Origin of the sequence: Allobosea thiooxidans (assembly GCF_900168195.1) — a bacterium.
GTDB classification, from domain to species: Bacteria; Pseudomonadota; Alphaproteobacteria; order Rhizobiales; family Beijerinckiaceae; genus Allobosea; species Allobosea thiooxidans.
Genome location: NZ_FUYX01000006.1, coordinates 147989 through 173065 on the forward strand (window position 1 = coordinate 147989; position 25077 = coordinate 173065).

The 25077-nt window shown below is 66.8% G+C and carries 24 protein-coding genes; 17 read left to right on the plus strand and 7 right to left on the minus strand.

Annotated elements, in window-relative coordinates:
- Positions 1–47 precede the first annotated feature (47 nt).
- Both B5Y19_RS13270 and B5Y19_RS13275 read left to right on the plus strand, forming a co-directional pair.
- Positions 48–944 (plus strand): 2-dehydro-3-deoxygalactonokinase, encoded by an 897-nt coding sequence (locus B5Y19_RS13270; RefSeq protein WP_055726601.1) that lies wholly within the window; start codon positions 48–50, stop codon positions 942–944.
- Between the two features lie 161 nt (positions 945–1105).
- Positions 1106–1627, plus strand: coding sequence for a retropepsin-like aspartic protease family protein (locus B5Y19_RS13275; RefSeq protein WP_055726602.1), 522 nt, complete (start codon positions 1106–1108; stop codon positions 1625–1627).
- Between the two features lie 9 nt (positions 1628–1636).
- Here the strand turns inward: B5Y19_RS13275 and B5Y19_RS13280 are convergent, their stop codons facing one another.
- The 3 genes from B5Y19_RS13280 to B5Y19_RS13290 all read right to left on the minus strand — a co-directional run bounded on the left by B5Y19_RS13280 (position 1637) and on the right by B5Y19_RS13290 (position 3576).
- The gene (locus B5Y19_RS13280) at positions 1637–2278 is read right to left on the minus strand and encodes a TadE/TadG family type IV pilus assembly protein (RefSeq protein ID WP_139384383.1); all 642 of its coding nucleotides are present in this window, start codon (positions 2276–2278) and stop codon (positions 1637–1639) included.
- An 11-nt stretch (positions 2279–2289) separates the two neighbouring features.
- Entirely contained in the window at positions 2290–2892 is a 603-nt protein-coding gene (locus B5Y19_RS13285) for a TadE/TadG family type IV pilus assembly protein (protein ID WP_055726604.1), read from the minus strand.
- A 171-nt stretch (positions 2893–3063) separates the two neighbouring features.
- The gene (locus tag B5Y19_RS13290; protein ID WP_055726605.1) at positions 3064–3576 is read right to left on the minus strand and encodes a pilus assembly protein N-terminal domain-containing protein; all 513 of its coding nucleotides are present in this window, start codon (positions 3574–3576) and stop codon (positions 3064–3066) included.
- Positions 3577–3991: 415 nt separating this feature from the next.
- Between B5Y19_RS13290 and B5Y19_RS13295 the strand changes: the two genes are divergently transcribed.
- From B5Y19_RS13295 to B5Y19_RS13335, 9 genes are all read left to right on the plus strand, one after another.
- Positions 3992–4180, plus strand: a complete 189-nt coding sequence (locus B5Y19_RS13295; protein WP_055726606.1) for a Flp family type IVb pilin — start codon at positions 3992–3994, stop codon at positions 4178–4180.
- A gap of 146 nt (positions 4181–4326) precedes the next feature.
- Positions 4327–4839: an A24 family peptidase gene (locus B5Y19_RS13300; protein ID WP_055726607.1), complete on the plus strand. Its 513-nt coding sequence runs from the start codon at positions 4327–4329 to the stop codon at positions 4837–4839.
- 123 nt (positions 4840–4962) lie between these two features.
- Positions 4963–5739, plus strand: coding sequence for a Flp pilus assembly protein CpaB (cpaB, locus tag B5Y19_RS13305; RefSeq protein ID WP_055726608.1), 777 nt, complete (start codon positions 4963–4965; stop codon positions 5737–5739).
- Entirely contained in the window at positions 5736–7175 is a 1440-nt protein-coding gene (locus B5Y19_RS13310) for a type II and III secretion system protein family protein (RefSeq protein ID WP_055726609.1), read from the plus strand. The genes cpaB and B5Y19_RS13310 overlap by 4 nt, the downstream gene beginning before the upstream one ends.
- 35 nt (positions 7176–7210) lie before the next feature.
- Positions 7211–7957 (plus strand): CpaD family pilus assembly protein, encoded by a 747-nt coding sequence (locus tag B5Y19_RS13315; protein WP_079591609.1) that lies wholly within the window; start codon positions 7211–7213, stop codon positions 7955–7957.
- Positions 7957–9222, plus strand: a complete 1266-nt coding sequence (locus B5Y19_RS13320; protein ID WP_244555583.1) for a CpaE/TadZ family protein — start codon at positions 7957–7959, stop codon at positions 9220–9222. The genes B5Y19_RS13315 and B5Y19_RS13320 overlap by 1 nt, the downstream gene beginning before the upstream one ends.
- Positions 9223–9267: 45 nt before the next feature.
- Positions 9268–10716, plus strand: coding sequence for a TadA family conjugal transfer-associated ATPase (locus B5Y19_RS13325; RefSeq protein ID WP_055726611.1), 1449 nt, complete (start codon positions 9268–9270; stop codon positions 10714–10716).
- A gap of 27 nt (positions 10717–10743) precedes the next feature.
- Positions 10744–11721: a type II secretion system F family protein gene (locus B5Y19_RS13330; protein WP_055726612.1), complete on the plus strand. Its 978-nt coding sequence runs from the start codon at positions 10744–10746 to the stop codon at positions 11719–11721.
- Positions 11722–11730: 9 nt separating this feature from the next.
- The gene (locus B5Y19_RS13335) at positions 11731–12708 is read left to right on the plus strand and encodes a type II secretion system F family protein (protein WP_055726613.1); all 978 of its coding nucleotides are present in this window, start codon (positions 11731–11733) and stop codon (positions 12706–12708) included.
- A gap of 390 nt (positions 12709–13098) precedes the next feature.
- On the opposite strand, the gene B5Y19_RS13340 is transcribed toward B5Y19_RS13335, so the two are convergent.
- The 4 genes from B5Y19_RS13340 to B5Y19_RS13355 all read right to left on the minus strand — a co-directional run bounded on the left by B5Y19_RS13340 (position 13099) and on the right by B5Y19_RS13355 (position 17782).
- Positions 13099–14475, minus strand: coding sequence for a patatin-like phospholipase family protein (locus tag B5Y19_RS13340; RefSeq protein WP_079591588.1), 1377 nt, complete (start codon positions 14473–14475; stop codon positions 13099–13101).
- A gap of 75 nt (positions 14476–14550) precedes the next feature.
- The gene (locus B5Y19_RS13345; RefSeq protein ID WP_055726615.1) at positions 14551–15951 is read right to left on the minus strand and encodes a sensor histidine kinase; all 1401 of its coding nucleotides are present in this window, start codon (positions 15949–15951) and stop codon (positions 14551–14553) included.
- Positions 15948–16622, minus strand: a complete 675-nt coding sequence (locus B5Y19_RS13350; RefSeq protein ID WP_055726616.1) for a response regulator transcription factor — start codon at positions 16620–16622, stop codon at positions 15948–15950. Before B5Y19_RS13350 ends, B5Y19_RS13345 begins: the two co-directional genes overlap by 4 nt.
- 260 nt (positions 16623–16882) lie before the next feature.
- A complete protein-coding gene (locus B5Y19_RS13355) occupies positions 16883–17782 on the minus strand; it encodes a LysR substrate-binding domain-containing protein (protein ID WP_055726617.1) in 900 nt (299 codons plus the stop codon).
- A gap of 86 nt (positions 17783–17868) precedes the next feature.
- On the opposite strand from B5Y19_RS13355, the gene B5Y19_RS13360 reads away from it, so the two are divergent.
- From B5Y19_RS13360 to B5Y19_RS13385, 6 genes are read left to right on the plus strand one after another with little or no spacing between them, the layout of a single operon-like run.
- Entirely contained in the window at positions 17869–19245 is a 1377-nt protein-coding gene (locus B5Y19_RS13360) for a M20/M25/M40 family metallo-hydrolase (RefSeq protein WP_055726618.1), read from the plus strand.
- Positions 19246–19289: 44 nt separating this feature from the next.
- Positions 19290–20906, plus strand: coding sequence for an ABC transporter substrate-binding protein (locus B5Y19_RS13365; RefSeq protein WP_055726619.1), 1617 nt, complete (start codon positions 19290–19292; stop codon positions 20904–20906).
- Positions 20907–20931: 25 nt separating this feature from the next.
- Entirely contained in the window at positions 20932–21903 is a 972-nt protein-coding gene (locus tag B5Y19_RS13370) for an ABC transporter permease (protein ID WP_055726620.1), read from the plus strand.
- Positions 21900–22736 (plus strand): ABC transporter permease, encoded by an 837-nt coding sequence (locus tag B5Y19_RS13375; RefSeq protein ID WP_055726621.1) that lies wholly within the window; start codon positions 21900–21902, stop codon positions 22734–22736. The genes B5Y19_RS13370 and B5Y19_RS13375 overlap by 4 nt, the downstream gene beginning before the upstream one ends.
- A complete protein-coding gene (locus B5Y19_RS13380; protein WP_055726622.1) occupies positions 22733–23719 on the plus strand; it encodes an ABC transporter ATP-binding protein in 987 nt (328 codons plus the stop codon). Before B5Y19_RS13375 ends, B5Y19_RS13380 begins: the two co-directional genes overlap by 4 nt.
- On the plus strand, positions 23716–24723 hold the full coding sequence (locus B5Y19_RS13385; protein ID WP_055726623.1) for an ABC transporter ATP-binding protein: 1008 nt from the start codon (positions 23716–23718) through the stop codon (positions 24721–24723). Before B5Y19_RS13380 ends, B5Y19_RS13385 begins: the two co-directional genes overlap by 4 nt.
- The last annotated feature ends 354 nt before the right edge of the window (positions 24724–25077 follow it).

The window sequence follows — 25077 nt, forward strand, 5'->3', positions numbered from 1 at the left end:
CGGCAAGGCGCGGCGGGAACAGTCGCGCGCCATTTCCGGAGCCTGCCATGCCCAAACCTCTGATCGCGCTCGACTGGGGCACCACCCGCGCGCGCGCCTTCCTGATCTCGGACAAGGGGGAGGTGCTGCAGCGCCGCGTCGCCGACCAGGGCATCCAGTCCATTTCCGCCGGCGGCTACCCCGCCGCCTTCGAGGCGCTCGCGGGCGATTTCCGGCGCGCTGCCCCCGACGCCGCGATCGTGCTCGCCGGCATGGTCGGCAGCCGCAATGGCTGGATCGAGGCGCCCTATGTCGCCTGCCCGGCCGCTCCGCAAGACCTCGCGGCAGCCGCCATCACCGCCGAGCTCGACGCCCGGACCACGGCCACGATCCTGCCGGGGCTGAGCTGTGACGACGGCGCCTTCGACGTGATGCGCGGCGAGGAGACCCTGATCGTCGGCCTCGGCCTGGCCGACGGCATCGCCTGCCTGCCCGGCACCCATTCGAAATGGGCCGAGGTCAAGGATGGACGCATCGTCCGCTTCGCCAGCTTCATGACCGGCGAGGTTTACGGGCTCCTGCGCAACAACTCGATTCTCGGCCGCCTGGCGCAGGAACCGCAGGCCGGCGATGCAGACGAGGGCGCGGCGCGGGGCCGGGCCGGCGCCCGGCGCGCCGGAGGCCTGCTCAACAGCGCCTTCGCCGCCCGCACCGAGGTGCTGGCGGGACGGATGCCGGGCGGCGCGGTCGGCCCCTATCTCTCGGCCCTGCTGGTCGGGCAGGAGATCCTCGGCGCCGAGGCACTGTTCGGCGGCCATTCGCAAGTCCATCTCGTCGCCGACGGGGCGCTGGCGGAGAGCTATGGCGGCGAGCTCGCGGCCGCGGGTCGCGAGGTCAGGCTGGTCACACCAGAGGATGCCTTCGTCGCCGGTGTGAAGCGCCTCGCCGCCGGGCTGCAGGCCTGATCCGCGACGCAGGCGCAGCCGGCAGGTAAGCGCGGATTAAGGCTCTTCGCCAAGAACGGCCCGCAGCCTCGCAACCGCATGCAATCGCGCGCAATGCCTTTACCCTTCGTCAGGCCTATCCCGGCCATCGTCGGGCGTTCGTGACGAAACCGGGCAGAGGCATGACGACACATCCGGTGATCTGGGCGCTCGGTATTGCCGGCGCGGCGATGGCCGGCGCGCTGTCCTATACCCAGTGGATCGCCCCCCGGATCGGGGACGATCCCCCGACGCTCGCAGCCGCGACCGCCTCGAGACCGGGGCCGCGGGTGCCCTCCACGCTCGCGGTGGCCGCCGACTATCGCGGCCACTACATCGTCCATCCCAGCGTCGACAACTACCGGATCAAGATGATGGTCGACACCGGTGCGAGCATCGTGGCGCTGACGGCCGCGGATGCCCGCGCCCTGGGCATCAAGGCCGACGCCAGGGCGCGCAAGGCCGTGCTCGGCACGGCCAACGGCACCGTCACGGGTTTCCGCACGGTCCTGCGCGAGATCCGCCTCGGCGACATCGTCGTCCGCAATGTCGATGCGGTGGTGCTGCCGGAGCGAGCGCTGGCGATCAGCCTGCTCGGCAACTCCTTCCTCAGCAAGCTGCAAGGCTACGAGGTCCAGACCGGCCGGATGGAGCTGCGCGGCTGACCGCGCAGGTCAGGCCTTTGGACAGGCGGGCGTATCGATCCGGACAATCTGCTCGATATTGGCCGTGCCGCCAGCCTGGCCGGCGCGCGGGCGCGTATAGACCGGATGGTCGCCGAGGGTGACCTCGAGCTTGTCGAGATAGCCGGCAAGCGGAACGAAGCGATAGGCGGCGCGAGCCATGATGACGGAGGTGTTGGGCACGCGCACGCTATCGGGCACGGTCACCACGTCGCCGGCTTTCGGCACGGCGAAGAGCGGCGGACCGTCATTGGGCTTCAGAGGATCGACGGCCGGCTGCTGGACCCAGCAGACGCGCGCGATCTTGTTGGAATCGATGACGACGCTCGCGACCGCCATCTTCACCTTGGTGGTGTCATAGGGCATCAGGACCGTATTGGCGGCTTCGAAGATCGCCGCGATCTCGTTGGTCGAGACAGCCTGCTTCGAACGGGCGGTCAGATCCGAGAGGGTCGAGGTCAGCTGCGTGACCTTGCGATTGACCATGACCATCTGCGCGACGTCGACGAGACCGCAATAGGCGACCAGCATCACCGGGAAGATGAAGGCGAATTCGACCGCCGCCACGCCGTCGGCATTGCGGCCGAATGCCCGCCCGGAGCGGCGCCGGGCCCGGTTCGCCCGCGTGATCATGCCGGCCGCCTTCACAGGAAGGGCTCGGTTCGGAAGGCCATGCTGGCGACGATGGCGCGATGCCCTGTGCTGAGATTGGCAAGCCCCTGCGAAGCCCAGCCCGTCAGGAACAGCGAATAGTCCAGCACCGCGCGGATCACGACGATCTGGTCTCCGGCCGGCTGTGTGTAGCCGAAGCGGCTGACATCCAGGGTCCCGGAGGAAATCGGGTTGCTCGCCGCGGTTTGGCTGCCGGCCTCGTTGAAGCTCGCATAGGACCGGACATCGATGGTCAGCTTGGAGCAGTCGACCAGACCCAGCGGGGCTTGGGCGCAGATCGCGTCGCGGAACGCAGCGGCGTTGGCGGCGGCCGTACCCTTGTAGAGGGAGCGCGATTCGCCGGTGAGGATGCTGCGCGAAGCCTGCGATAGCGATTCCTCCAGCACCTGCGTCGTCCAGAACATCAGGGCCGTCTCGAAGATCGCCATCAGCAACGCGAAGAATGGGATCGCGACGAAGCCGAACTCGACCGCGGTCGCACCATCCTGCGAGCGCCCGAAGCGCCGGAAGATTCCGCCTCGACCGCGACGCGGCCGAGCCGAAGCCAGCTGAAATGCGACGGTCCGAACAGCCATCCCCGTGCTCCGTGAGCCCTCGGCCCTCAACATGCTGAAAGGCTCTACGGCAAAAGAATTTCCGATCGGTTAGAAGGCTCGCGGCGCAACACGAGGCCGCGGGAAGATTCCGTTTACCCTCCGGAACCCGACAGCACGAGACGCGTCTTCGCTAGCGCAGGCTCGTCCTGCTCAGCGCGGCGCGGCGCCACCCGCCGCCATCGCCCGCGTATTGTGGCTGGTCGCCTGCGCGCCGACCTCGCCGAAATATTTCTGGGCATCGCCGAGCTGCGCGGCCGGCTGGCAAGCCGGCGTGCAGGAGTAGCTCTCCCGGTCGAGGCCCCGCTGAACGATCAGGATGGAATCGGAAGCCGCGCCCACGCGCACGAGCGATTCCGCCAGCAGGGCGCCGCCGGCATCGAGCGCGATCAGGTTGGTGACCCCGAAGCTCTTGCCGGTAACGACCATGACTCCGTTGCGCTGAACGGATACGTCGGCGATGGCGGGGTTTCCGACGATCACGGTCTGGGCGTTCTCGGGCAAACGGACGACCTTCGCATGATCGACCGTGACGGTGACGCTGTCGAGCGCGCCGGCCTGCGGCGCTGCCACCGCGCCTCCTCCGAGAAGCATCGCGGACAACGCGCTCGCGGCGAGCCCGCGCCGCAGCGCCTGCCGCCCTGTCGAGGTCTGGATAGAGAACATGACCACGCCTTCAAGATATCCGCTGCCGCAAGGAAAGCGGAAAATGATGAACCAATCCCTAAATCCCGAGCAGGCGGCGTTCTTACACAGAACTTCGACATCTGCCGCAACGGAAGAGCATGCGCCCTCGCCGTGCACCGAGGACGCCAACCAGGCTTACGCCCAATTACAAGAATCAATAAACCATTCGTTTACCTGATTTGTCTCAAGTGAATTCAAATGTCACACCAGAAATATTAGATCTAATTGCATCAACAACAAATTAACCACAGCAAAAAAGCCTTGCGACGAGAGCTAATTCTTCGATCGGCTTAACCGATCAGCAAGAGGAGCGGCCTAATGTCGATCCCGTCGCTGACCGAAGCCACCTGAGAGCACAGGCAGCCGTCAAACCGTGGGGTAAAGGAGTTTCAGCATGACCAATGTTTTCGCTCGCTTCGTCAAGGACGAGTCCGGCGCGACCGCCATCGAATACGGCCTGATCGCCGCCCTGATCGCCGTCGTCTGCATCGGTGCCTGGACGACGGTCGGCGGTAACCTCGTGAAGGTGTTCGACGAGGTCGGCAAGAAGCTGACCGTCGCCGCCCCTGCCAGCGGCAGCTAATCGCCCGCAGTAATCTGCGACTTCTGAGAAACGCCCGGATTTTCTGGGCGTTTCTTGCTATTGAACTCATTTGAATCAAGTCGCCGTAAGGGTTTGGTGATGGCTACTTGATAAGTACCCCGATGTATCGCAGCGGAGTGACTGTCATGTCCCTGGCCCAGATCGTCATGCTCGGCGTCTTTCCTTTCGCCATGGCCTATGCCGCTGCGAGCGACCTGGTCTCGATGACGATCTCGAACCGGCTCTGCCTGTTCCTTGTCGGGAGCTTCGCGGTCTGCTCTGTCCTGCTCGGTCTGAGCCCGGTTGCGATCGGCTGGCACCTCGCCGCCGGAGCGCTGGTCCTGGTCGTGACCTTCAGTCTCTTCGCCGCCGGCTGGATCGGTGGCGGCGACGCCAAGCTCGCCGCCGCGACGGCGCTCTGGTTCGGCTTCGACCAGCTGATGCCCTATCTGCTGATCGCAGCCGTCCTCGGCGGCCTGCTCACGCTGCTCATCCTGCGGTTGCGGTCGCACCCATTGCCCGCGCTGGCGGAAAACTGGAGCTGGGCGCGGCGGCTGCACGCCGCCAATGAAGGCGTGCCCTACGGCATCGCCCTCGCTTTCGCCGCGCTGCTGGTGCTACCGGACACCGCGATCTGGCACGCAGCGATCGGCGCCTGAAAGAGGCCCCGTGCCGCTGCGTCAGACGACGCAAAAATATACGTCCGATTAACCATAAGTTGACGTTTCGCGACGACGATCCGGCAAGAGGGCCAACCCCGCTTGGCCGAGGATCGAACGTCGATGAGTCCCGCACGCATCATCATTCTCGTGGTCGCGCTGGCTGCAGGCCTCGGCGCGGCCCTGCTGGCCTCGGGTCCTTCGAAGGCGCCGGCGCCGGTGGCCAAGATCGAGCCGGCCCCGACCGTGCCCGTGCTGGTCGCGGCGAGCGATATCCCCGTCGGCAACACGGTAACCGCCGCAGATCTGCGCTGGCTCGACTGGCCGCTCGCCAGCGTCCCCGGCGGCGTCATCCGCAAGGACGAGGCTCCCGAGGCCGAAAAGGAGATCGCCGGCCAGGTCGCCCGCTACGCGCTGCTCGGCGCCGAACCGATCCGCCGCGAGAAGCTGATCAGGACGGACGGAACCGGCTTCCTCTCCGCCGTACTGCCCTCCGGCATGCGCGCCGTGGCGATCAGCACCGACAGCCGCGGCGCCAATACGGCCGGCGGCTTCATCCTGCCCAACGACCGCGTCGACGTGATCGGCACCAGCCGCGAAGAGGGTGGCCGCGGAAATCAGGACTATTTCAGCCAGACGATCCTGCGCAACATCCGGGTGCTCGCGATCGGCCAGAACATCCAGGAGCGCAACGGCGAGAAGGTCGTGATCGGCGAGACCGCGACGCTGGAAGTCGAGCCCGGCCAGGTCGAAATCCTGACCCAGGCCCAGAAGACCGGCAGCCTCTCGCTCGCCCTCCGCAGCCTCAAGGATGCCGGCGAAACGGCACAGTCCACCCAGGCGGACACAGCCATGACGCTCGTGCGCTACGGTATCACCTCGAAGAGCGCCAAACCATGACCGGCCCCCTCCTGCGCCTCGCGACCGCACTCGCCCTCGTCCTCTCCGCCAGCACCGCCATCGCCCAGTCGAACAGCAGCCCGACCCCGCTGCTCAATGTCGGCACGAGCGAGCATGCGATCTCGCGCAAGCTCGACCTCTCGATCGGCCGGTCGCTGATCGTCGAGTTGCCGCGGGACGCGAAGGAGGTGTTCGTCGCCAATCCGAAGGTCGCCAACGCCGTCGTCCGGACAGCCCGCAAGCTCTTCGTCATCGGCATCGCCGATGGCGCGACCTCGATGTTCGTCATGGACGCCGAGGGCCGGCAGATCACCGCGCTGGAGATCAATGTCGGGCGCGACCTCAACGTGCTGCGCCAGACGCTGCGCACCGCGCTGCCGAACTCGCAGATCGAGATCAAGCCGGCCGGCGATTCGATCCTGCTCATCGGGACCGTGCCCAATGCCTCCGAGGCGACGCAGGCCGTCGACATCGCCAATGCCTTCGTCGGCGTCTCCGACAAGTCGAACGCCAAGGGCGCGGTAATCAACTCGCTGACGATCCGCGACCGCGACCAGATCATGGTCAAGGTCACGGTGTCGGAAGTCTCCCGCAAGGCGATCAAGCAGCTCGGCATCAATTCGAGCGGCGAATGGAAGCTCGGCAATTTCTCGATCGCGCCCAGGATCGACAACCCGTTCTCGCTCTCGCCGCAGGCGCTGTCGGCGACCGCGATCGGCGCCGGCATCGGCAACTCGCAGAACTTCACCCTGAGGGCGCTGGAACGCGCCGGCCTGGCGCGCGTATTGGCCGAGCCGACCGTCACGGCGGTCTCGGGTGAGAGCGCCAAGTTCACCGCCGGCGGCGAGGTCCCGGTGCCGAGCGGCTACAGCTGCGACCCGACCAAGGGCATCTGCACGATCGGCGTCAACTACAAGCCGATCGGCGTCGCGCTCAACTTCACGCCGATCGTGCTCTCGGCCAACAAGATCAGCATGCGGATCGCCACCGAGGTCACCGAACTCGACTTCGAGAACCAGATCGTGCTCCAGGGCGCGCCCGGCCAGCCCTCCGTCACGGTGCCGGCCTTCCGCGTGCGCAAGTCCGACACCACCGTCGAACTGCCCTCGGGCGGCACGTTGGCGACCGCCGGCCTGATCCAGCGCGTCTCGAAAACCTCGATCAACGGGCTGCCCGGCCTTATGAACCTGCCGATCATCGGCGCGCTGTTTCGCTCGCGCGACTATCAGCGCGAGGAGACCGAGCTGATGATCACGGCCACCCCCTACATCGCCAAGCCGATGCAGCCTACCGAGGTCCAGCGGCCGGATGACGGCTTCGTCGATTCGCATGACGCGCAGGCGATCCTGCTCGGCCGCCTGAACAAGCTCTATGGCAGCGGCGGCGGCCCGATCCCGCAGGCCTACAAGGGCCGCGTCGGCTTCATCGCCGACTGATCGAACGCAATCGCCAGATGATGGACGGTCCGACCATGACGGCTCCCTCACACAGCAGAACCAGCCGGACGCGACTCGCCGCCGCGGCGCTGAGCCTGGCCGCGCTGCTCGGCGGCTGCGCCAGCAAGAGCGCCCAGAGCGACCCGCCGAACATGGCCCCGCCGGATGTGCGCGAACGGCACCCGATCGTGCTGCGCGACGCGCCGCGCTCGCTCGACGTCTTCGTCGGCCGCTCCGCCGGGCGGCTCGACATCCGCCAGGCGGAGGACGTCGCCGAATTCGCCCGCGAATATCGCCGCACCGGCAAGGGCGGGCTGGTCGCGCAGGTGCCGACCGGCAGCCGCCGCGAGCATGCGACGCGCGACACCCTCGCCGGCATCCGGGCGGAACTCGCCCGCAACGGCGTCGCGCCGGGAGCCTTGAGCGTCCGCAGCTACCCCGTCGAGGATCCCGGCCTCGCCTCGCCGATCCGCCTGACCTTCGCCTCGCTGCAGGCGGGCCTGCCGCATCAATGCGGGCAATGGCCGACCGATCTCGGCGTCTCGGAGTTCAAGTTCAGCGCCTCGAACGAACCCTACTGGAACCTCGGCTGCGCCTCGCAGGCGACGCTGGCGGCGCAGGTCGCCGATCCGCTCGATCTCGTGCGGGCGCGCAACGAGGGGCGCCCCGACATCGTCAAGCGCATGGGCGCCATCACCAAGATCCGCCAGGGCCAGGATCCCTCGACCGAGTATCGGCAGGCGACGCCGCAGATCAACTCCACGGTCGGAGGCAGTAACTGATGCAGCCCGAGGTCAACGAAACCCCGGCGATGGATCTGCCTGGCGAAGAGATCATCGCGCCGCTGCCGCGCATCACCCTGCAGGCCTTCTGCGAGACGCCCGCCGTGGCCGCGACGATGCAGGCCGCGGTGGCCGACCGGCGCATGGACAAGGCGCATGCCCGCATCCAGATGGGCGGGCCGGCCGCCGCCGTCGAGGCCTACCGCACCGCGCCGACACCCAACATCATCGTGCTGGAGACCGTGTCCGATCCGGCGACGCTGGTCAGCCATCTCGAAGCGCTGTCGGAAAGCTGCGACGCCGGCACCAAGGTCATCGTCGTCGGCCATGTCAACGACGTGCAGCTCTACCGGGACCTGATCCGGCGTGGCGTCAGCGAGTATCTGATCGCGCCGCTGGGGACGCTGGATCTGCTGCGCAGCCTCTCCGAACTCTATGTCGCGCCGGACGCCCGCAACCTCGGTCGCGTCATCGCGGTGATGGGCGCCAAGGGCGGCGTCGGCGCCTCGACGGTGGCGCACAACGTCTCCTGGGCGATCGCGCGCCATCTCGATGCCTCGACCGTGATCGTCGATCTCGACATCGCCTACGGCACCGCCGGCCTCAACTTCAACCAGGACCCGCCGCAGGGCATCGCCGAGGCAGTCTTCGCGCCGGAACGCCTCGATTCCAACCTGCTCGACCGGCTGCTGTCGCGCTGCTCCGACAACCTGGCGCTGCTCGCCGCCCCGGCGGTCCTCGACCGCACCGTGGACCTCGATGAAGATGCGCTCGAGCAGCTCCTCGATCTGCTGCGCGCCAGCGTCCCGTGCATCGTGCTCGACGTGCCGCACCAGTGGAGCAGCTGGGTCAGGCGCACGCTGCTCAGCGCCGACGAGATCGTCGTCGTGGCCGAGCCGGAGCTCGCCTCGCTGCGCAATGCCAAGAACCTCGTCGACCTGTCGCGTGCCACGCGCCCCAACGACGCTGTGGCTCGGCTCGTGCTCAACCAGGTCGGCATGCCGAAGCGCCCGGAGATCGCGGCCGGCGAGTTCGCCAAGGCGCTGGGCGTCGAGGTGCTCTGCGCCATCCCCTTCGATGCCCAGCTCTTCGGCACCGCCGCGAACAACGGCCAGATGATCGCCGAGGTCCAGGCCGGCGGCAAGGCGAGCGAGGCCTTCACCCAGATCGCGAGCGCCCTGACGGGACGCGGCGAGGCCAAGCGGAGCCGGCGCAGCCTGCTCGAGCCCATCGTCGCGAAGCTGAAGCGGCGCAAGGCCTCGTGATGGCGGGCGCGCGCCGCGGGGCGTTCTGCTTGGGAGTGAGCTGAGATGTTCGGCAAGCGATCCGCCGGCGCGACCGCCGCGCCGAGCCTGAGCCCGAGAGGCCCTGCCGCCCTGCAGCCGGCCCCGCGCAACAAGCCCGAGCCGATCCAGCCGGCCGTGGAGGATCGCCGGAGCGTGCCTGCCGAAACGGCAGCGCGTTCCGAAGAATACTATCAGATGAAGAGCATGATCTTCGGGGCGCTGATCGAGGCGATCGATCTGTCGCAGCTCGCGAAGCTCGACTCCGAATCGGCGCGCGAGGAAATCCGCGACATCATCAACGAGATCATCTCGCTGAAGAACGTCGTGCTCTCGATCGCGGAGCAGGAGGAGCTGCTCGACGACATCTGCAACGACGTCCTCGGCTATGGCCCGCTCGAGCCGCTGCTGGCACGCGACGACATCGCGGACATCATGGTCAACGGCGCCGGGCGCACCTTCATCGAGACCGGCGGCAAGATCCAGCTTACGAATATCCGCTTCCGCGACAACGCGCAGCTGATGAACATCTGCCAGCGCATCGTCAGCCAGGTCGGCCGACGCGTCGACGAGAGCTCGCCGATCTGCGACGCCCGCCTCGCCGACGGCTCGCGCGTCAACGTGATTGCACCGCCGCTGGCGATCGACGGCCCCGCGCTCACGATCCGCAAGTTCAGGAAGGACAAACTCACCCTCGACCAGATCACCCGGTTCGGCGCGATCTCGCCGCCGGGCGCCGAGATCCTGAAGATCATCGGCCGGGTGCGCTGCAACGTCGTGATCTCGGGCGGCACGGGCTCGGGCAAGACGACGCTGCTCAACTGCCTGACGAACTATATCGACCATGACGAGCGCGTGATCACCTGCGAGGACGCCGCCGAATTGCAGCTCCAGCAGCCGCATGTGGTGCGCCTTGAAACCCGCCCGCCCAATCTCGAGGGCACAGGCGCCGTCACCATGCGCGATCTCGTCAAGAACTGCCTGCGCATGCGCCCCGAGCGCATCATCGTCGGCGAGGTGCGCGGGCCGGAGGCCTTCGACCTGCTGCAGGCGATGAACACCGGCCATGACGGCTCGATGGGCACGCTGCACGCCAACACGCCGCGCGAATGCCTCAGCCGTATCGAATCGATGATCACCATGGGCGGCTTCTCGCTGCCCTCGAAGACGCTGCGCGAGATGATCTGCTCCTCGGTCGACGTGATCATCCAGGCTCAGCGCATGCGCGACGGCTCGCGCCGCATCACCCACATCACCGAGGTGATGGGCATGGAAGGCGAAGTGATCACGACCCAGGACCTCATGGTCTACGACGTGCTGGGCGAGGATGCGGCGGGCAAGCTCCTCGGCCGCCATCGCTCGACCGGCATCGGCCGGCCGCGCTTCTGGGAGCGTGCCCGCTATTTCGGCGAGGAACAGCGCCTGGCGGCGGCGCTCGATCAGCTCGAGCAGACGAATGAAGGCCATGTCGCCTGACCGGGAGGCTTCACGGGTGCCCAGCCGATGAACACGAGCACGCTCGCCGTCGCCTTCCTCGTCATGCTCGCCGTGGGCGGGGTGGTCTATGCCCTGCTCTATCCGACGCTGAGCGGGGAGAAGCGCGCCGAGAAGCGGCGCAAGGAATTCGCCGGCCCCACGGCGATGCGCGCCGTCGATCGCGAGGCGCAGATCCGGGCCAAGCGCGGGCAGGTGGCGCAGAGCCTCAAGGACATCGAAAACCGGGAGAACGCTCGCAACAAGATCACACTCGAGACCCGCATCGCCCAGGCGGGGCTGAGCTGGACGCGCCAGAAATACTACGTGATCAGCGCGATCACCGCGCTCCTGACCGGCCTGCTGCTGTGGGCCGCGAGCGCCAGCGCGATTCTCGGCGCGGTCGGCCTCTTCATCGGCGGGTTCGGCCTGCCGGCCTGGTTCCTGAAGCGCGCCAAGGCCAAGCGGCTCAAGAAGTTCGGCATCGAGTTTCCCAATGCGCTGGACGTGATCGTGCGCGGCATCAAGGCCGGCCTGCCGGTCAATGACTGCCTGCGCATCATCGCCAGCGAAGCGACCGAGCCGGTGAGGGGCGAGTTCCGTCAGATCATCGAGGCTCAGGCGCTGGGGCTTCCGCTCGCGGAGGCTGCGGTGAAGCTCTACGAGCGCATGCCCTGCGCCGAAGCGAACTTCTTCGGCATCGTCATCGCCATCCAGCAGAAGACCGGCGGCAATCTCTCGGAAACGCTGGCGAACCTGTCGCGCGTCCTGCGCGAGCGCCGCAAGATGCGCGACAAGATCCAGGCCGTCTCGATGGAGGCCAAGGCCTCCGCCGCCATCATCGGCGCGCTGCCTCCGACCGTCGCGGTCCTGGTCTGGCTCACGACCCCGAAATACATCGAGCTGCTCTGGCTCACCCAGGCCGGGAAATTCGCGCTGGTCGCCGGCGCCGTCTGGATGCTGATCGGCGTCCTGGTCATGCGCAAGATGATCAATTTCGAGATCTGAGGCCGCAGCATGATCTCCCAGATCGTCGACAAGGCCACCGATCCCCAGTTCCTGCTGGCGCTGCTGGCCGCCGTCGCTGCGGCGGCGACGGTGCTGACCGTCGCAATCCCGCTGACCGAGGGCAACAGCCTCCAGAAGCGGATGAAGAACGTCGCGACGGAGCGCGAGAAGATCCGGGCGCGCGAACGCGAACGGCTGAACCGCCAGAACGACAAGGTCTCGCTGCGCCAGGAGCCGAAGGCGTATATGCGCCGCATCGTCGAGCAGTTCAAACTCGGCGACTGGCTCGGCACGGAGACGGCCAAGACCCAGCTCACCATGGCCGGCTATCGCGGCCAGCAGGCGGAGATCGCCTTCCTGTTCTTCCGCCTGGCCGTGCCGGTCGGGCTGTTCCTGTTCACCCTCTTCTACGTCTTCGTCATCAACGGCTTCGGACAGAGCGTCACGGTCCGGATCGCGATGGCGATCGGCGGTGCCTATCTCGGCATCAAGGCGCCCGAGATTTTCCTGTCCAACCAGATTTCCAAGCGGCAGGCATCGATGCGGCTCGCCTTCCCGGACGCGCTCGATCTGCTGCTGATCTGCGTCGAATCCGGCATGTCGATCGAGCAGGCCTTCCGCAAGGTCTCGACCGAAATCGGCAGCCAGTCGGTTCCGCTGGCCGAGGAATTCGCGCTGTGCACAGCGGAGCTGTCCTATCTCGCTGACCGCAAGATCGCCTATGAGAACCTGGCGATGCGGACGGGCCTCGAAAGCGTCAAGTCGGTCTCCACCGCCCTGATCCAGGCCGAGCGCTACGGCACCCCGCTCGGCACCGCGCTGAGAACGCTCGCACAGGAAAGCCGCGACCAGCGGATGAACGCCGCCGAGAAGAAGGCGGCGGCCTTGCCGCCGAAGCTGACCGTGCCGATGATCCTGTTCTTCCTGCCGGTGCTGTTCGTGATCATCATGACACCGGCGCTGATCCAGGTCTTCAAGTGGCAGTGAGTGTCGATCTTATTCGAATGAGATCGATATGCGCCTGAGCGAATATAAAAAATATAATGATTTCAATATTTTAAATTAACGCCGAATGCCACAGGTAGAATCATAGGCCGAAAGAGCCATCTGGAGCGGTCGGTTTTTGGGCGCAAGCGACAATGTGTTTTCAGTCTCACCTCAGTGAGATTGCGGCTACGATCTTCAGCGGGTCGAACACCCGGCTGAAAAATCAAGAAGGCCAGGCCTACGGCAAGCCAGCCACCCAGCACATGAATTAGCCCGATCTCGGCAAGAAGCTCGCATGCGCCTGCGGGATATCTCTCAAGGCCCCCATCCTTTGCGAGGCTCAACGCTCTTAACGTGCCCTATCCAGTCGGCAACGGGCCGTGAGCAGACCTACAGACCGATGAGGCGGCGCTGTTGGAGATTGGCGACGAGAAGGCGACGCCCGAGCCCGGCGAGGAAATCGACCTCGTCGGCCTTGAGCGACAGCTTGTTGTGAAGTTGGAGAATGCGGGCGCTCTCGTCGGGCGCGCGGATGTCGGCCAGGGATAGTCGCACGAACGCGATCTCCAGCTTGTCGCAATCCCGTGCTCCCGTGGCGTCGCAACGCCAGCGGATCAGGCGCTTCCGCCAGCGTCCGGTCTCCTCCTCGAGCCTGTCGAGGCTGGCCCGGCTCGAACTGTCAACCATCGCATCGATCGAAGCCGTGACGGCGTCCAGTGCTCCGGGGCCTTCCATCGTCGCCGAGATGTCGCCGCCGACACGAAGCGAGGCGTCGGCCACGATCACGACGATGCGCCTGACCTCCCGCGCAGTCGCCTCAGGCAGTGGCGACGGTGCCGCCCTGCGCATCGATCTCATGAGGTTCTGGGCGGCCAGGTTGTCGACCAGGCCGCCATCGAGCAACTTGAGGTAGCGCAGGTCGGGCGCCATGGCGTAGCGGGCCTGCGTTTCCACAAGATGGGCCATGACCGCGGAGCCCGCTGGTTGCGTGGTCGGGACATCGGGAGCGAGCGGACAGGCCGGGCTGAAATTCTCAAGGACGACCGGGGCGAAGAGCAGCGGCACGGCAGCCGATGCAGCGACGGCATGCGACAGCGGGAAGCTGTTGTAGTCGCTGCAGATCGTGCGGAAATTCGCGCGATCGAAGGCGAAGGGCGCGCGGTTGTAGAGGTCCGTCGCATGCAGCAGGAGGCGCGGCCCGCGCCCACGCTCGACGTCGCCGAGCGTGGCACCGTGATAGAGATGGGCATCGAGCCAGGTTGCAAGGCCGGTCAGGTCGTTGACGCCGCCGCGATAGCCGCGCAGCAGATTGTCCGGCGTGAAGGCGGTCCGCAGAGAAGCCTCGGGATCTCGATCGAGATAATCGCGCCGGAATGCCGCGATCCCGGACGGACCATGCAAGGCGAGATAGGCCGCCAGCATGCCGCCGCCTGAAACACCGGCGACCACCGCGATTTCGTCGGCGAGCGTCCGGCCGTTTCCCTCGGGCGCCTGTTGTTCGGAAAGCGCCGACAGAACCCCGTACCCGAAGGCGGCCGACCGCGCCCCACCGCCCGACAGAGCCAGGACGACTGCCGTGGCCCCGGGCCGCGGGGCAGACGGACGCGGCCGGATCGACGCCGTGATATCCGTCAGGGGCAGGTTCGACGGGGGATTGGAGGGGCCGGCGCAAGCCGCCAGACCGATGGACAGCGCCAGCATCCCAAAAACCTTGAATACTTCTCTCCAGCAGCGAGCGGCCGACCTGCCGGACCGTTTGAGAACCATGCGGGCGCCATCTCCAACGCCCGCCGTCTTCTCGTATCGCGAAGACCGGGCAGCTGGAGGTTTCGCTCTGCTCGATTATCCCAGCATTATGCTGCCCTGAGCCTCGGGCATTCGCGGCGGGGTCGGCAGGCTCAGGCGGAAACAGGTTCCGCATGCTCGATCCAGGATTGCGATCGTGCCGCCGTGCAGCCGGACGATTTCCCGCACGAGATGAAGCCCCAGGCCGGCGCCCCGATCCTGATGGGCAAGGCGCGAGAACGGCTCGAAGACGCGCTCACGCTGCTCGGCCGCGATCCCGGGGCCCTCATCGGTCACGTCGATGATCCCTTCGCTCCCGACCGAGATGGTGATCGTGCCGCGGCGGCCGCCATGCTGGATGGCATTCTGCACCAGATTGACCAACGCCCGTTCGAGCCCTGCGGGGTCGCCGATGACGCCGACCTGCTCCTCTTCCGTCTCGAAGGCGAGCGCATAGCCGGCATTGATGGCAAGCGGCGCGAGATCGATGGCGACGCGTCGTCCGATCGCGACGAGATCGAGCCCGATGAAAGCGCCGGGAGCGCGCTCCAATCGCTGCAGGTCGAGCAATTGCTCGGCCATCACGGCGAGCCGGGCGATATCCTCGAGCAGGCGGGTGCGCTCCGCGGAGCCCGGCAGCGTCTCGAGCCGGGTCTGCAGGATGGCGATCGGCGTTCGCAGCTCATGGGCTGCATCGGCGAGGAAGCGCTTGCGCCGACCATGCCCCTCATCCAGCCGCTGCAAGGCGCGATTGACCGCATCGACGAGCGGCGTGACCTCCGCCGGCATCAGCGCTGTCGGGAGGCGGGTGCCCTCGCGGTCGATATCGATCCGCTCCGCCTCCGCAGCAACGGTTCCGAGCCCGTCCAATGCCCGGCTGACCACCATGGGCGTTGCGATCAGGGTCGCCAGAGCCATGACGGCGAGCACCGGCAACACGAAACCGGCGAAGACGACGAGCACGCCCTGAAGCAGCCAGCCGATCGGCGCCTCGCCGCCGGGGCCGGTCACGACCTGGATGTCCCCAGCCGCGCTCCGGACCCAGCGCATATGGGCGTTCGCCCGGGGTGGATCCCCCAGATTCCAGCCCATGCGCGCATTGCCGATGTCATCCAGCGCATCGCCGATGCGGGCGAAATGCGGCGGCGGAGAACCTTCGGTCAGCCGATGCCCCTGCCGGTCGCGCAGGATGTACCAGAGGTCCGGCACTGTCGCGCGCAATGCGATCAATTCAGGCGTCTCGCGGACCGCGAGACTGCCGTCGGCCTCGCGCGACACCGCAGTCTTCAGCGCGTCGATCGTGACGTCTTCGGATTCGAAGTTGAGGAGATGGCCGCCGAAATAGAGCGCGGCGATGATCAGGACGATCAGCAGGGACAGCAGCGCCGCCTGCAGCGTGAGGAGCCGGCGGATCAGCCGCCATTTCAGCGAATGGGCACGCGGCGCCGCGACGGTCATGCCGCCCGTTTCAGCAGATAGCCGATGCCCCGGATCCCGTGAATTTCGAGCTCCGCTCCGGCGTTGCTCAACCGTCGGCGCAGGCGAGAAACATGCATGTCCAGCGCGTTCGACTGGATTTCGTCATCGAAGCCGTAGACAGCCTCCTCCAAGGTCGCGCGCTGGACGGCGCGGCCATGACGGCGCAGCAGGCTCTCCAGCACCAGGAGCTCGCGCCGCGGCAGGTCGAAGGGCTGACCATCGACGCTCGCACTGCGATTGTGCCAATCGAATTCGAAACGACCTATGCGCAGGGGGTCCGGCGCCATTTCTGCCGATCGGCGAAGCACGGCGCGCAGCCGTGCCAGAAGCTCGTCGATCACGAAAGGTTTCGCCAGGTAGTCGTCGGCACCGGTATCGAGACCCGCGATCCTCTCTTCGATGTCGCCGCGCGCCGTCAGGACGATGACGGGAGCTGCGAGCTTCCGGGCACGCATGCGGGGCAGGAGATCGAGCCCGTCGCCATCCGGCAGATTGCGATCGAGCAGCACAGCGCGATGAACGCCGGCCGCGATCGCTTCCTCGCCTTCCGCCAGAGACGCGACATGGTCGACGACCATGCCGCGTTGCCCCAGCGCGGTGCGCAAGGCGCTGGCCATTTCCGGCTCGTCCTCGACCAGAAGGATGCGCATGCCGGGGCCTAGTGGCTGCGCATGAGGCAGGAACCTGCATCCGGGCCGACGGTGGTGGACGGCGCTGACGTCTGCGGCATTGGGGAGCTTCGCGTCGGGCTGAACTTCGCCCGCTATCGACCCCGATGCTTGCCGCAACATTGCCGGGGAGGAGAAGTTAAGACCGCTAGCGAACCGGGGGCTGGCGCGCTTTCCGATCAGCGAGAGTCTTCGAACTTTACGTCAAACTCGATTTTCTAATGCGAGACACGGCCGCGACGTCAACCTCGTCCCAGGGCGGTGATGTCGTGCCTGTCGCCCGGCATTCGCGCGGCCTCGGCAAAGATGGCTTTGACGATGGCGCGCTCGCGCTCGCTCTTCAGGCAGGCGATATAGTCGGTTGTCGTGAGCTCGTCGTTCTCGATCGGGATGGCGCGGACGCGGCTGGAGGCCAGGGCCTCCAGCTCCCAGACGATCCCGCAGCCGAGCCCGACCGCCACAGCCTCGACGAGCGCCTCGCGGCTGCCCAGCTCCAACACCTTGCGGGCCTTGACGCCGTGCCGGGCGAGAGCGGCATCGACGAGCGCCTGCGTGGTCGAGCCGTCCTCGCGGCCGATCATCGCCTCGCCCTCCAGCTCCGTCAGCGAGACAACCTTCCGGCCGGCCAGCCTGTGGTCATGCGACGTGATCAGAAGGCCGCGGTGTGTCCAGAGCGGAACCGCATGCACGCGGGGATGGTCGGCAATCCGCGGCAGGATGCCGACATCGACATGGCGGTCGAGCAGGCGCTGCCGCACGACTTGCGTGTTTCCCATCGAGACGGAGAGCCGCACCTGAGGGTGCCGCGCCAGGAACTGCGCAAAGAGCCCCATCACGATATGGGGGCCGTCGACGGCCAGCCGGAGCTCGCCCCGCTGGACCTCGCTCGATGTCGCCAGCGTATCGTCGATCATTTCCTCGAGGCTGGCGAGTTGCCGGGACAGGGTGAACAGCCGTTCGCCGGCCTCCGTCAGCTTCACGCCACGCCCGTCGCGATGCAGCAACTTCAGGCCGTGGCGGGCTTCGAGCGCCTTCACCTGCAGCGTCAGGGCGGGTTGCGTCAGGTTCAGGACATCCGCGGCCCGCGAGAAGCTGCCCTCGCGCGCCACCGCATCGAATGCCCGGATCTGCGTGTAGATCATGTGCCCGGCCCGGATATTAGATTTTCTTGAATGGCTCTCAGCATTTCTAATTTGGCTTATAGCGGCAATGTCAACATCATTTCGACATGCTCGCTTCAGATCTCGCCCAGCTTCATTCCCAGCTCGACAAAGCGCTTGCCGCAGCGCGGGCGCAACGCGACCGCAGCGTCCGGCACCTGGCGGATTTCGTCTCGACCCCGTCGCTGACGGGAGAGGAGGGGGCGGGCCAGGACTACATGCGCGAATTGCTGCGGAAGGCGGGCGCCGACATCCACGACGCGGAGCCCGACGTGGAGGCGATGTTCGCCGCGCATCCGGACGTCGCGCAATATCCGACCCATTGGCAGCACGACCTCATCCTGCCCTATGCCGATCTGCCGACATTCGAGGCTCTCCAGGCGAGCGGCCTCGAAACGGTCCTGAATTACGATGGGCGGCCCAATCTCGTCGGCAGCTGGCGCGGCGAGGGCGGCGGCCGTTCGCTGATCCTGAACGGGCATGTCGATACGGTGACGATCGAGCCGCGCGCCGGCTGGACGCGCGACCCGTTCGGCGCCGAGATCGCGGATGGCCTGATGTATGGCCGCGGCGCCTCGGACATGAAGGGCGGCGTGATGGCGGCGCTGATGGCCATCACCTATCTGCGCGAGGCCGGAATCCGTCTGCGCGGCGACGTCAGCCTGCAATGCGTCGTCAACGAGGAGCATGCGGGCAACGGCACACTCGACCTCGTCCGGCGTGGTTTCAGGGCCGATGCGGCCGTGATCCTGGAGCCCACCAGCAACACGATCGCGATCTCGCATCCGGGCGGGCTCTACTGGCAGGTCTCGCTGACCGGCGTACCGCGCTCTCCGGGCGCGCGCTGGAACGGCACGGAGCTCGAAGGCCTCGGCGCCATCGATGCGCTCCCTCCCGTCATCGAGGCGCTGCTCGCGCTGGAGGCGCGTTACAATGCCGGCACGCCGCAGGGCCAGAAAGCTCCCTTCGCCCTGACGATCGGGCGGGTCTCGGGCGGTCACTACGAGACCGCGACCGCCGCGGAGGCCCAGCTCAAGGGCGGCGCCTATTTCGCCCCCTCGCTCGGCAGCGTGACGGAGGTGATGGCCGCGTTCCGCGAAGCGATCGCCCAGGCCAATCGCACCGATCCGCGCCTCCGGCGCCATCCCGCCAGGCTCGAATTCCTGCATCATGACGATGCCACGGCCCAGTCGGAGGACCTCGAGATCGCCCGGGTGATGGGCGCGGTCCTCGCCGGCCGCGGCGGCGACGGCAATCCCTATCAGGGGCATTTCTGCTGCGACATGCGCCATCTGGTGAACCAGGGCGGCATTCCCAGCATCGTCTTCGGGCCGGGCAGCATCGCCCAGGCACACAAGCCCGACGAGTATATTCCGATTGCGGACTACGAAGCCGCTATCGAGCACCTCATTGTTTTCATTGCAGAATGGTGTGGCATCGCCTGAGACGCAAGCGACCGTCCAGCACCGCCAGACGAGAGGCTCAGAGCATGAACTCCAAGATCCTCAAGACCCTCAGGGCCATGCTTCTGGCGGCTCCGGCCATGGCCCCGTTCGCCGGCGCGGCCCAGGCGCAGACCTGCCCCAAGACCGGCGGCACGTTGACCTACGCCTACAGCCTGGAGCCGAGCGCGCTGTCCACCATCGCGACCTCCGCGGTTCCCGTCGCGCTGGTGGCGACGAAGATGTTCGAGGGATTGCTCAACTATGAGGGGCCGTCTCTCGAACCCAAGCCCGGTCTCGCCGAGTCCTGGACCATCTCCGAGGACAAGAAGACCTATACCTTCAAGCTCCGCCCGAACGTGAAGTGGCATGACGGCAAGCCCTTCACGTCCGAGGACGTGAAGTTCTCGATCGAGAAGATCGTCAAACCCTACCATTCGCGCGGCCATGTCTATTTCGGCGATCTGGAGGGTGTCGCCACGCCGGACCCGCTCACCGTCGTCTTCACGCTGAAGCGGCCGGTCCCCTTCTTCATGAACGTATTCCAGGCCGGTGAGACCCCGATCCTGCCGGCCCATGCCTTCGCCGGCATCGACATGGGCACGGCGGCGGCTGTCCGCGGCGCGGAGGTGATGCAGAAGCCGGTCGGCACGGGCCCCTTCCGCTTCAAGGAGTGGCAGAAGGGCAGCCATATCGCGCTCGAACGCAACAAGGATTACTGGCGCGCCGGCTTCCCCTGCCTCGACGGCATCATCGTGCGCATGATCCCGGATGGCGCCGCCCGCGCCATCGCCGTCGAGACCGGCGAGGTCGATCTCGCGCCGATGAGCGGCCTGCCCGAGGCGGAGGTGCAGCGCCTCTCGGCCTCGCCGAAGCTCGAAGCCTCGCAGGCGGGCAGCGAGGCGCTCGGCCCCAATCTCTGGCTTGAGCTGAACCTGCGCGAGAAGCCGCTCCAGGACCTCAAGGTCCGCCAGGCGATCAGCATGGCGCTCAATCGCGAGCGCATCGCCGACGTGATCTGGTACGGCCAGGGCAAGCCGGCCCGCGGCCCCATCGTCAGTGCCAGCGCCTTCTTCGACAAGTCGCTGCCGCAATACGAATACAACCCGGCCAAGGCCGGCAAGCTGCTGGACGAGGCGGGCTATCCGAAGGGCGCCGGCAATGTCCGCTTCAAGCTGAGCCAGAACTTTCTGCCTTATGGCGAGAACTATGTCCGGCTCGCCGAATATATCCGCCAGGAGCTCGGCAAGATCGGCATCCAGGTCGAGACACGCAGCGCCGATCTCGGCGGCTGGCTGAAGACGATCTACACGGACTGGAACTTCAACCTGACCAGCACCTTCTCGCACAACTACTCGGACCCCTCGATCGGCGTGGAACGCACCTTCGGGTCGGGCTTCATCAAGAAGGGCGCGACCTTCACCAACTCGATGGGCTACAGCAATCCGAAGGTCGACGAGCTTTTCGCGAAATCGGCGCATGAGACCGACCCGGCCGCCCGACGCAAGCAGTTCGACGAGCTCCAGAAGATCCTTCACGAGGAACTGCCCGTGATCTTCCTGATGGAACCGGCCTACACCCATGTCTGGAACAGGAAGGTCCACGGCCTGATCACCAACGGCATTTCGATGTATTCGCCCTGGGACGCGGTCTGGAAAGATTGACGCTAGAGCAGGGCGGGAGAGCGCGATGAAATCGTTGTTGTTCGTCGGCAAACGCGCTGCCGTCGTCGTCCCGAGCGTGCTGGGCATCGCCGTTCTGAACTTCACCCTGTTGCACATGGCGCCCGGCGACGCGGCGGACATCATCGCCGCGCAATCGGGCGGGGCGACGACGGAATTCGTCGAGGAACTGCGCCGCTCCTTCGGGCTCGACCGCCCGCTCTGGCAGCAGTTCTTCATCTATCTCGGCAAGCTCCTCACCTTCGACCTCGGCGTGTCGCATGTGCAGCAGCGGCCGGTCCTTTCCCTGATCGCAGAGCGCGCCCCGGCGACCGTGCTGCTGATGCTGACCGCCATCCTCGTCGCGACGCTGCTCGGCATGCTCTTCGGAACGATCGCGGCGATGCGGCACCGGAAATGGCTGGACAGCATCATTTCGGTGCTGGCGCTGCTGGCCTATGCGACACCGCAATTCTGGCTCGGCCTCATGCTGATCGTGTTCTTCTCGGTGACGCTGGGCATCCTTCCCTCGGGCGGGATGATGACGATCGGGCAGGATATCTCCTGGCCGCTGCGCGTGCTCGATATCGCCAGCCACCTCGTCCTGCCGGCGGTGACGCTCGGGCTGTTCTACGTCGCGCTTTACACCCGCCTGATGCGGGCCTCGATGCTCGAGGTCTACACCTACGACTTCGTCACCACCGCTCGCGCGAAGGGTGTGTCGGAAACGCGGGTGGGCTTCGTCCACGCGGCCGCCAACGCGCTTCTGCCCGTCGTCACCATGGCGGGCGTGCAGATCGGGCATATGCTCGGCGGCTCGATCCTGGTCGAAACGGTGTTCGGCTGGCCGGGTCTGGGGCGCCTCCTCTTCGATGCGCTCCAGCAACGCGACCTGAACCTGCTGCTGGGCATCCTGTTCATCTCGTCGATCCTGGTCGTCGTCGCGAATCTCGTCGTGGACCTTCTCTACGGCGTGCTCGACCCGAGGATGGCGAAATGAGCGCTCTCGCGGAGTTCTGGCGGCGCTTCAGCCTCAACGCGGCGGCCGTGGTCGGCCTCGTCTTCCTCCTGCTGATCGTGGCCGCGGCGATCTTCGGCCCGGCGCTCTACCCGGTCGATCCCTACGACATGATCGGCCGGCCCTCTCAGCCGCCCTCGGCCCGCTTCCCGCTCGGCACCGACGTTTCGGGGCGGGACATTCTGGCCGGGCTGATCGGAGGAGCCCGCGTCTCGCTGCTGATCGGCCTCGTCGCGAGTCTGGGGGCGACGGTGCTCGGCGTCGCCGTCGGCGCGCTCGCGGGCTATCGCGGCGGCTGGATCGATGCGGTGCTGATGCGGTTGACGGATTTCTTCCTGACCATTCCTTCCTTCGTGCTCGCGGTCGTCATCATCGCCATCTTCGGCCCGTCGATCGTGACCGTCACGGCGGCGATCGCCGTCGTCTCATGGCCGCCGGTCGCCCGCCTCGCGCGCGCGGAGTTCATGTCCCAGCGCGACCGCGAATATGTTCAGGCCTGCCGGGCCCTGGGCATGTCCGGCCTCGAAATCGCGACGCGCCAGATCATGCCGAACGCGCTTCCGCCCGTCATCGTCGTCTCCAGCCTCCTCGTCGCGACGGCGATCCTGACGGAATCAGGGCTTTCCTTCCTCGGCCTGGCCGATCCCGACCTGATCTCCTGGGGTTACATGATCGGCGTCGGCCGCACCGTGCTGCGCACGGCCTGGTGGATGCCGGCGATCCCCGGCCTCGCGATCCTGATCACCGTGCTGTGCATCAACCTCGTCGGGGAAGGCCTGAACGACGCGCTCAACCCGAGGCTCCGGCAACGATGACATACCCTGCCGCCCGCCCCGTCCTCGCGGTCGAGGACCTCAGCGTCACGTTTCCGACGAGCCATGGCGCGGTGAAGGCGGTCGCCGGCCTGTCCTTCACCCTGTCCGCTGGCGAGACCTTGGCGATCGTGGGAGAATCGGGCTGCGGCAAGAGCACGGCCGCGATGTCCATCCTCGGCCTCCTCGCGATGCGCAGCCGCTGCCATGTCAGCGGCCGCGTCCTGCTCGATGGGCGGGACCTCATGTCCCTGTCGCAGCAGGCGATGCGGGAGGTGCGCGGCGGCGGCATCGGCATGATCTTCCAGGACCCGATGATGGCGCTCAACCCGGTCTTCACGATCGGCTGGCAGATCGCCGAGTCGCTGCGGCTGCATCGCGGTCTTCCGGCCGGCGCCGCGCGCCGGCGGGCGATCGAATTGCTGGATCTGGTCGGCATACCGTCTCCGGCCGAGCGCTATGACCAGTACCCGCACAACCTCTCGGGCGGCATGCGGCAGCGCGTCATGATCGCTATCGCCCTGGCCTGCGAGCCGAAGGTCCTGATCGCGGACGAGCCGACGACCGCGCTGGACGTCACGATCCAGGCGCAGGTCCTGGGACTGATCGAACGGCTCAAGACCGAGCTCGGCATGGCCGTACTGCTGATCACCCACGATCTCGGCGTCGTCTGGGAGGTCGCGGATCGCGTCGCCGTCATGTATGCCGGCCGGAAGGTCGAGGAGGCGCCCGTCACCGATCTGTTCCGGGCTCCGGCACATCCCTATTCGCAGGGTCTTCTCAGGGCAGCCCGCTGGCAGGACGATGTGTCCGGGCGCCTTCCGGAGATCGGCGGCACCGTTCCTTCACCTTTGAGGATGCCGAAAGGGTGCAGTTTCGCGCCGCGCTGCCACCGCGCCATGGCCGATTGCACCCTGGAGCCTCCCGGCCTGACCGGCGGCACGCGCCAGGTCGCCTGCCATCATCCGGAGTTCGTGGCCGCATGAACGAGCAGGGCAACAGCCGCGGCGCAGTCCTCGAAGCGCGCAATCTCGTCAAGGAATACCGGGTTGGATCGGCCTTCGGCGGCGGACGGACGGTTTTCGCACTGAGCGGCGTCGACCTCGCCGTCAAGCCGGGCGAGACGCTGGCCGTGGTCGGCGAATCCGGCTGCGGCAAGTCGACCCTTGCCCGCTGTCTGACAGGCCTGCATGAACCGACCTCGGGTCATGTCCTGCTGGATGGAGCGGACGCCCAGGCGCTGTTGAGCAGCGATGCCGGGCGGTTCCGGCGCGCGGTGCAGATCGTCTTCCAGGACCCCTATGCCAGCCTCAACCCGCGCCGCACGATCGGCCAGTCGATCGGCGACGGCCTGCGACTGCACAAGTTGTGCGCACGCAGCGAACGTCGCGCCCGTGTTGGGGAACTCCTGAGCCGCGTCGGGCTGTCGGACGACCATATCGACCGCTACCCGCACGAGTTGTCTGGCGGCCAGCGCCAGCGTGTCGCCATCGCCCGTGCGCTCGCCGTCTCGCCGCGGCTGATCGTCTGCGACGAGCCCGTCTCCGCCCTCGACGTCTCAGTCCAGGCCCAGATCATCAACCTGCTGAACGACCTTCAGGAGCAGTCCGGGGTCGCCTATGTCTTCATCTCGCACAATCTCGCGCTCGTGCGGCATATCTCCGACCGCATCGCGGTGATGTATCTCGGCCAGATCGTCGAGATCGGCGACGCGGCCGCTCTCGGGCAGACCCTTGTCCACCCCTATAGCCGGGCCCTCTTCAGCGCCTCTCCCGAAATCGGCCGCGACCGCGCCCTCGCGCGCGCCAAGCCGCTCGAAGGCGACGTGCCAAGCCCGCTTGATCCGCCCTCCGGGTGCCGCTTCCATACCCGCTGCCCCTTCGCGCAGGAGCGCTGCACGACGGAAATGCCGTCTCTGCGCCAGGTCGCCGGCCGCGAAGTGCGCTGCCATCGCGCCGAGGAGATGGCCGGGACGCAGCTCGCGGCCTGACTAGGGAAGCTTGCGCAGCAATAGGCGCCGGCGATCCGATGCGGGCAGAATTCCCTCCGAGCCGAATACGTTCGGCATCGGTCCATCATGCTGATGCTACGTCCACGATCTCGGATAGCAGTCGTCGATATGAGTGTCCGCTTTCAGCCTGACAGGCAACGCCCGGAATTGGCGCTTCCGATGCCTCGCAGGCTCGCCTGCGCACCCTACTTATCGCGTCCTTCGGCGCCGCGTTATTGACGCGGCGGGAAGGAGCGCGATGGAGCGTTCTGGACCTCGGGACGGAGCCGGTCAGTCATCTGCGGCTGGCAGATGCAACCGGCGCGCTGGATGCGGTGGTCGCACAAGCCGCGC